This window comes from Companilactobacillus insicii (genome assembly GCF_003946015.1).
Taxonomy (GTDB): domain Bacteria; phylum Bacillota; class Bacilli; order Lactobacillales; family Lactobacillaceae; genus Companilactobacillus; species Companilactobacillus insicii.
In genome coordinates, this window is sequence record NZ_RHNU01000055.1 from 1 (window position 1) to 8516 (window position 8516).

General features: G+C 36.2%; 7 protein-coding genes. 2 read left to right on the forward strand and 5 right to left on the reverse strand.

Annotation, left to right across the window (positions count from 1 at the left end; genetic code table 11):
* Window positions 1-128: 128 nt before the first annotated feature.
* The 5 genes from mnmG to rpmH form a co-directional block, all read right to left on the reverse strand.
* On the reverse strand, window positions 129-2033 hold the full coding sequence (gene mnmG, locus EKM79_RS11820) for a tRNA uridine-5-carboxymethylaminomethyl(34) synthesis enzyme MnmG (RefSeq protein WP_125569048.1): 1905 nt from the start codon (window positions 2031-2033) through the stop codon (window positions 129-131).
* A gap of 15 nt (window positions 2034-2048) precedes the next feature.
* Entirely contained in the window at window positions 2049-3458 is a 1410-nt protein-coding gene (gene mnmE, locus EKM79_RS11825; RefSeq protein ID WP_125569050.1) for a tRNA uridine-5-carboxymethylaminomethyl(34) synthesis GTPase MnmE, read from the reverse strand.
* A gap of 281 nt (window positions 3459-3739) precedes the next feature.
* A complete protein-coding gene (gene yidC / locus EKM79_RS11830; protein ID WP_125569052.1) occupies window positions 3740-4582 on the reverse strand; it encodes a membrane protein insertase YidC in 843 nt (280 codons plus the stop codon).
* 30 nt (window positions 4583-4612) lie between these two features.
* Entirely contained in the window at window positions 4613-4954 is a 342-nt protein-coding gene (gene rnpA / locus EKM79_RS11835) for a ribonuclease P protein component (RefSeq protein ID WP_125569054.1), read from the reverse strand.
* 64 nt (window positions 4955-5018) lie between these two features.
* The gene (gene rpmH / locus EKM79_RS11840; protein ID WP_010625561.1) at window positions 5019-5159 is read right to left on the reverse strand and encodes a 50S ribosomal protein L34; all 141 of its coding nucleotides are present in this window, start codon (window positions 5157-5159) and stop codon (window positions 5019-5021) included.
* Window positions 5160-5709: 550 nt separating this feature from the next.
* Between rpmH and dnaA the strand changes: the two genes are divergently transcribed.
* Window positions 5710-7086, forward strand: a complete 1377-nt coding sequence (gene dnaA, locus EKM79_RS11845) for a chromosomal replication initiator protein DnaA (RefSeq protein WP_125569056.1) — start codon at window positions 5710-5712, stop codon at window positions 7084-7086.
* Window positions 7087-7245: 159 nt separating this feature from the next.
* On the forward strand, window positions 7246-8382 hold the full coding sequence (gene dnaN / locus EKM79_RS11850; protein ID WP_125569058.1) for a DNA polymerase III subunit beta: 1137 nt from the start codon (window positions 7246-7248) through the stop codon (window positions 8380-8382).
* Window positions 8383-8516 lie beyond the last annotated feature (134 nt).

The following is an 8516-nucleotide window of genomic DNA, read 5'->3' on the forward strand; positions in this document are numbered from 1 at the left end:
TTTTAATCTTCAAAAGTTTAATCAGAACTGGATTACTAATCCGGTCTAAATCTCTTATAACCAAACTTGAGAAAGAAACGAAATTTTTGATTTCTCGTGGCGTTTTTTATTTGTTCAAATCTCATTTATTATTCAGATACTTTAGCAATTCTACCTTGTTCTATATATACACTCAAAATACCAATATCAGCCGGATTTACACCACTGATACGACTAGCTTGAGCAATTGTTTGTGGATTTATCTTGCTCAACTTTTGAACAGCTTCAGTAGCTAGTGATGGAACCTTTGTATAATCGATGCGATCAGGAATTTTTTTCGATTCCATCTTCTTCAAACGTTCTATCTTCATTTGTTCCTTCTTAATATATCCAGCATACTTAACAGCTATTTCAACTTGTTCTTTAACACGACGATCAACTGGACCTTCATCAGGATTACCAATCATATCGATGATATCTTCGTAATGAACTTCCGGACGTTTCAATAAGTGATCAGCCAAAATACCATCTTTTAGCCCCTTCAAATTATGAGCTGTCATAAATGGTTCTGCCATCTTAGGAGTGATCATTTTACGGCTTAGACGCTTCAATTCTTCTTTTGTAGCGTTACGTTTTTCATTGAATTTTTCATAACGGTCATCATTTATAAGTCCAAGATCATAACCTTTATCAGTTAATCTCAAATCAGCGTTATCATGGCGTAAAATCAAGCGATACTCGGCACGACTAGTTAGTAATCTGTAAGGTTCATTTGTACCTTTTGTAACTAGATCATCAATCATAACACCGATATAAGCTTCATCCCTACGCAAAATAAACGGATCCTTATTTTGTGCACGCAATGCCGCATTTATTCCGGCCATCAAACCTTGTCCGGCAGCTTCTTCATATCCAGAAGTACCGTTCATTTGACCTGCTGTAAAGAGATTTTTAACAACTTTGGTTTCCAAATTAAGTTTCAATTGCCAAGGTTCGATAACATCATATTCAATCGCATAACCTGGGCGCATCAACTTAGCGTGTTCCAAACCAGCAACTGAATGCAACATCTTTAATTGAACTTCTTCAGGCATTGATGTTGAGAAATCACCAACATAATACTCTTCGGTATCTTTACCCTCTGGTTCAAGGAAGATCTGATGACGTGGCTTATCAGCGAAACGTACGATCTTATCTTCAATTGAAGGGCAATATCTAGGACCGACACCCTTAATAACACCAGAGAACATCGGTGCACGACTGAGATTCTCACGAATAATCGAATGAGTTGTAGCGTTAGTATATGTCATCCAGCATGACAATTGATCCTTCAAATACTGTGAATCAGGAGTTTCGAATGAAAAATGATTAGGTTCTTTATCTCCTGGTTGTTCTTCTGTCTTATCAAAATCAATTGTTGATTTGTTAACACGTGGAGGTGTACCAGTCTTAAAGCGTGTTAGCTTGAATCCATGACTTTCTAAGTCTTCTGACAGTTTGATTGATGGAATGCTGTTATTGGGACCAGATGAGTAAGTTAATTCACCAATGATGATCTTACCACGTGAAGATGTACCAGCAGTTAAAACAACTGACTTAGCGTGATATCTTGCACCGGTAGCTGTAACAACACCTTTACAAACACCATCTTCAACAATGAGCTTCTCTACGATTCCTTGACGAAGTGTTAAATTGGGTTCTTTTTCCAAAGTTTCCTTCATCATACGGTGATATAGATTCTTGTCAGCTTGGGCACGCAATGCTCGAACGGCTGGACCCTTACCTGTATTCAACATCCGCATTTGGATATAAGTCTTGTCGATGTTTTTACCCATCTCACCACCAAGGGCATCAACTTCTCTAACAACAATTCCTTTAGCTGGTCCACCAACTGAAGGGTTACATGGCATAAACGCCACCATGTCCAAGTTAATCGTTACTAAGAGTGTTTTTTGACCCATGCGGGCACTTGCTAGTGCAGCTTCAGAACCAGCATGTCCGGCTCCTACAACGACGACATCGTAATTCTCTGAATCAAATTCCTTTACTTGCATTCTTTCACCTGTTTTCTATTTTCCTAAGCAGAATTGTGAGAATAGTTGTGTTATCAATTCATCTGGATAACTCTCACCAGTTATTTCACCTAATGTATCCCAACAAGAAGTCATATCGATTTGTACCAAATCAATTGGCATCCCTGCCTCAATACCTGAAATAACATCATTTAAATTAACCTTAGCTTGACGTAATAGCCCGGCTTGTCTAGCACTAGTGATGATAACATCATTACTGCTATCTTCAATACCAGCATTAAAGATTTTACCGATAGTTTGCTTAATTGTATCGATACCATCGTTCTTAATTGTATCGATACCATCGTTCTTAATTGCCGATGTAACGAGAATAATATCGTCATTTTTTAATTGCTTAACGTCATCGGGCGTTATAACGGGTACTAAATCATTTTTGTTAAAGATAATAATTCGGCACTTATCTTTAGTAGCGTCCAATAACTCAATATCATCATCTTCAAGCTTACGACTAGAATCGAGTACTAAGATTACTAAATCAGCTTCATTCAGAGCCTTAATTGAGCGTTCAACACCGATTTTTTCGACCTTATCCTTGGTATCACGAACACCAGCGGTATCAATCAGCTTCAACGGAACACCATCAATATTAACGTATTGCTCGACAACATCGCGCGTCGTACCAGCGACATCTGTAACGATAGCCTTGTCTTCATCTAACAATCTATTCAATAGGCTAGATTTCCCAACATTTGGCTTACCAACAATGGCTGTTGCTAATCCATGTTGTAGAATCTCCCCAGAATCAGCTGTCTTCAACAAACTATCAATATTAGATCCAACTAATCTGGCCTTCTCTAGTAACATCTTGGTCGTCATTTGTTCTGTATCATACTCTGGATAATCGATATTTACTTCTACTTGTGCTAAAGCATCCAGTATTTCTTGACGCAAGTTTGAAATCAAGTGATTTAAGTTACCATCCAATTGATTTACCGCTACTTGCATAGCTTTGTCAGTTTTGGCACGAATCAAGTCCATAACTGATTCAGCCTCGGTTAAGTCAATACGACCATTCAAGAAGGCACGCTTTGTAAACTCGCCCGGCTCAGCCATTCTAGCACCTGCACCAATCAGTAGTTGCAATACTTTATTAGTTGGCACGATTCCACCATGAGTGTTGATTTCAACAACATCTTCACGTGTAAAAGTTTTAGGTGCGCGCATAACAGATACCATAACTTCATCAACTAAGCTGTTATCAGTCGGATCATAGATGTGTCCATAATTAATAGTGTGCGTTGGAACTTTAGCTAGATTCTTTCCCTTATAAATCTTTTGGGCAATTTCGACCGCCTGATCTCCAGAAACACGAACGATTGAAATACCACCTTCCCCAGGTGGGGTTGAAATAGCTGCGATGGTGTCATATTCAGTTACTGTTGCCATTTTGATCTCCTTTGAATTTGATTATTTAAACGAGTTGCGGAAAGGCAAACCTCTGCGCTTACTACAACTAACACATGCATCGTTTCACGATACCTGTATTAGTCTATGTAATGCTCAAGGTCTTAACTCCTTTCCTCCACTCTCTCTGTTTTAAGGCACAAAAAAAGTGCATAATCCGCCTCAAAAAGACGGAAAAGCACTTTGACTACTTTTTCTATATATAACAATTTTTTCAAAACAAATTTCTAAAACATCTTAACCACATTTGTTCAAATTGTCAATTATTTACGACGCTTGTAAACACGTTTCTTAGCTTTTCTAAGCTTACGCTGTTTTTCACGCTCTGCTTCTTCCTTTTCTCTACGCTCACGACGATACTTGAACGGATTTTGGAAAGCCAATGTCTGAAGAACTTGGAACGCATTAGTAACAACCCAGTAAATTGTAATAGCTGATGGGAATGTTAAAGCTGGAACAAAAATAAAGATTGGCATAACATATGTCATCAATTTTGTTGTAGCGTTTTGCGTTGGCTGTGAGTAGCTGGAAATATACGTACTCAAGAAAGTAAATGCTGCAGCTAAAATAGCCATAATGTAGTAAGGATCGGCCTTACCTAGTTGCATCCACAAGAAACTACCATCACGCAATTGCGTAGTCTTATAAATTGCTTGATACAAAGCAAACATAACTGGCATCTGTACGATCAAAGGCAAACAACCAGCTACCGGATTAACTCCAGCTTCACTATATAGTTTCTGCGTTTCTTCACGTAGTTTTTGTTGTGTATCAACATCTTTAGCAGAATATTTCTTTTGTAGCGCCTGCATTTGCGGCTGAATCTGCATCTGTTTATTCATACTTCTAATTTGGAACCAGTTAAGAGGCAATAGAATAACTCTAATTACGATAGTAAATAGAACTATCGCCCAACCATAGCTGTTCCCAACAAGCGATGCTAACCATAGAATAAATCTTGAGAAACTATAAAGGACATAGTGATCCCAAAATCCAGTACTGCTACTAGTAATTGGCTCATTTAGGTTGGAACAACCGGCTAAAACTAGAACCACACTCAATAAGAGTGCAACACCTAAGTATTTCTTTAAGCTTTTTTTATTCACCTTTTACACCTATAAGTCTATTTATTTTTCTTACCCTATAATCTTACCTAATTTTAGTAAGTGTACGATATTTTTTTTCGTTTCAAACATGTCCAAATCAACAGATGGTTTTCTAGCAATAACCAGAAAATCTAATTCTGCTGGTATTTCAGGTTTTAATTCCAATAGAGATTGGCGCACGTACCTCTTGATACGATTACGTCCAACGGCAGTGTGGGAAACCTTCTTACCTACTGAAAGTCCAACTCGAAAATGTTTTTGACCCTCTTTGGGCATCTTATACAAAACAAAATTTCGATTTGCGAATGACTTTCCTTGTGAATAGACATATTGGTATTCATTTTCTTTTTTAATTCGATAACTTTTTCTCATATGTCACCATAGTCTCTTAAGTTGTAATAAAAAAAGACCACCAAAAATTAGTGATCCTTCAAAACTAAGCTGATAATACTTTTCTACCCTTTTTGCGGCGTCTTGCAAGAACCTTGCGACCATTACTTGTACTCATTCTCTTCATGAAACCATGGACGCGTTCACGATGACGCTTCTTTGGTTGAAATGTTCTCTTTGTAGTCATTCAATAAACCTCCTGACTTTAAACTTTTAAATTAAAATATCACTTCTTCAGACAATTGCTCGTATATAATACCATGCTTTTCGTGTAATTTAAATACCAAATTTTCTATTAGTAGGAGATTTTATCAGCTTTTTTGCTTTTTTAATCTTGTGGATAATCTGTGGATTAAGTTATCAACAAAAGTTTTACACAAGATGCTCCACATACTTTTCCATCGATTTTTTTTGCTGTGAATGAGTTTTCCACAGGTTTCAAAAGTAGTTTACAACCAGGTCAAATCCCTTGTAGAATAGGCATATATCCTAAAACGTTCTGTGGATAACTGTGTTAATAACTCCAAATGTCCACTAGTTTCCACAAGATTGTTATTTTCAAATAAACATGTTGTTAAAAATATAAAAATGTATTTTCCACTCTGTGGATAACTAAATAAACAAAAGTATTTAATTTAAACGTCTGTTCTGTGGAAAACTATTTTATACAATGATAAACTATACAATGTCTTTTTTCCGGGAAAAATCTAAAAACAACTACGATTGGGGGTAGATCCGTGCAAAATATAAATAATTCATCCGATTCTGAAATAAATGACTTTTGGGATTATTTAACAGAAAAACTGAAAAAAAGTTTAACCCCAGTCAGTTACACAACTTGGGTCGGAAGTGCAAAACCTTTATATATTAAAGGAAATGACATCCATATAACTGTTCCAACTGAACTTCACAAAGATTACTGGGAACGACATTATGCCGAAGATATTGCTATGTATTCATACCAATTTAACGGCATCGAATTAAACCCCGTTATCGAAACCGAAGACGAACACGCTAAAGCTGATCAACCAATAGAAGAAACACCAAAAAAGGCTGAATCAACAAAAAAAAATGAGGGTCATGTTTTTCATAACTCTCATTTAAATCCTAAATACACATTCGATTCTTTTATTACTGGATCTGGCAACCAAATGGCACACGCCGCAGCACTTGCCGTCGCAGAAGAACCAGGTGTTATTTACAATCCACTATTTATTTATGGTGGCGTTGGATTAGGTAAGACTCACTTGATGCAAGCGATTGGACATCAAATGATCAAAATCGATCCCGGTGCTAAGGTCAAATATGTAACTAGTGAGACCTTCGCAAATGACTTCATAAACTCAATTCAGACAAGAACTCAAGATGATTTTCGTCAGGAATATCGTAACGTAGATCTACTATTAATAGATGATATTCAGTTCTTCGCCGAAAAAGAGGGTACACAAGAAGAATTCTTCCATACCTTTAATGAACTTCACGACAACGGTAAGCAAATCGTTATGACATCAGATAGGCTACCTAATGAAATACCTAAGCTTCAAGAAAGACTAGTCTCTCGATTCAAGTGGGGATTATCAGTTGATATTACTGCGCCTGACTTAGAAACAAGAATCGCTATTTTAAGAAATAAAGCCGAAGCCGAAAAACTTGAAATACCAAACGATACTTTGTCCTACATCGCTGAACAAGTAGATACAAATGTTCGTGAACTAGAAGGTGCACTAATTCGAGTTCAAGCTTACTCAACTCTAGAAAACGCGGACATAACTAAATCAGTCGCTGCGGATGCATTGAAACTCTTCAAGCTATCAAAAGAAAAGAAGGGACTTTCAATTGCCAATATCCAAAACAAAGTTGCTAAATACTATCATGTTTCAATAAATGATCTAAAAGGTAAGAAGCGTGTCAAAACGATTGTTGTTCCAAGACAAATCGCAATGTATCTATCCAGAGAATTGACTGACCGTTCACTTCCTCAAATTGGAATGGAATTCGGTGGCAAAGATCATACGACAGTAATGCACTCATGTGATAAAATAGCCGAATTAGTCATTAAGGATGACAATATTAAAATGGCCGTCAACGAACTTAAGGATGAATTAAGAAATTAACATGTTAATAACTATTTAATTTTCAAGAAGTTATCCACAGCTGTTAATAACATTATTTTTTCAACAGCCTCTTAAGGTTTTCTAGGTTTTCCACAGAATCAACAGCACCTACTACTACTACTATTTATATATTAATTAATTAAAATAAGGAGTTCGCAAATGAAATTTTCAATTGATCGATCAAAATTCGTTAATCAAACTACAAATGTCCAACGCGCAATTTCAACAAAAACAACTATTCCAATATTAACTGGGATGAAACTTGACCTAACAGAATCTGGCTTAACAATCACAGGAAGTAATTCAGATATTTCAATTACATCATTTATTTCTGCGGATGAAAGTGACAACGATTTAAAAATCGAAAGTACTGGTTCAATCGTTTTACCTGCTAGATTCTTTAATGAAATCATCAAGAAACTTCCAGGAGACAATTTCGAACTTGAAGTTTTGAATAATAATCAAACACTAATTACATCCGGGGTTTCAGAATTCACTATCAATGGTTTGGATGCAAATAATTATCCACATCTACCAGAAGTTGAAACAGATAACCAATTAGTTTTTCCAACTGACTTATTTAAGGAAGTCGTTAACCAAACAGTTATTGCTGTTTCAAATCAAGAAAGTAGACCAGTACTAACTGGTGTTAATTTCATTATTAATAATGAAGGATTGACTTTAGTCGCAACAGATTCACATAGACTTTCTCAAAGAAAGATCGATATCACTAGTGAAGAAGAATACAACTTAATTATTCCAGGTAAGAGTTTGACCGAATTAGTTAGAACAATCAGTGATTCAGTTAAGGAAATCTCAATGTCAATTTCTGAAAACCAAGTATTATTCAGTTTTGACAATGTAATGTTCTATTCACGTCTACTAGATGGTAGATATCCAGAAACTGATCGTTTGATTCCAGAGGACTCAAATACTAGGTTGACCTTTGATACTTCAAATCTTCTTGCATCAGTTGAACGTGCCTCACTACTTTCACATGAGAGTCGTAATAATGTTATTAAACTAGAAATCAAGTCTGCCAATAAAAAAGCTACATTGTATGGAAACTCACCAGAAGTAGGTACAGTTGAAGAAGTTCTTGATTTTGAAAATCTGGATGGAGAAGATTTGGATATTTCCTTTAACCCTGATTATTTGAAGGATGCTTTAAGATCATTCGGTAGTAACACAACTATTGAAATGAGCTTTACATCACCACTTCATCCATTTACATTACGTCCAGTGGATGATAAAGATAACTTTGTACAATTGATCACACCTGTTAGAACGTTTTAAACACGTGTTGATGGATGAAAAATAGCCCAGAACATTTCGTTCTGAGCTATTTTTTTAGGCTCTATGTCAAATAGTATTGGTGAGACATCTTAGAGCAATTTCCACACTAGAAATGGTGTGGATTTTTTTATGCC

What these genes read in the sequence shown, in the direction of transcription:
- rpmH (WP_010625561.1), bottom strand. Translation starts at nt 5,159, where the DNA reads ATGACTACAAAGAGAACATTTCAACCAAAGAAGCGTCATCGTGAACGC.
- mnmE (WP_125569050.1), bottom strand. Translation starts at nt 3,458, where the DNA reads ATGGCAACAGTAACTGAATATGACACCATCGCAGCTATTTCAACCCCA.
- rnpA (WP_125569054.1), bottom strand. Translation starts at nt 4,954, where the DNA reads ATGAGAAAAAGTTATCGAATTAAAAAAGAAAATGAATACCAATATGTC.
- dnaN (WP_125569058.1), top strand. Translation starts at nt 7,246, where the DNA reads ATGAAATTTTCAATTGATCGATCAAAATTCGTTAATCAAACTACAAAT.
- mnmG (WP_125569048.1), bottom strand. Translation starts at nt 2,033, where the DNA reads ATGCAAGTAAAGGAATTTGATTCAGAGAATTACGATGTCGTCGTTGTA.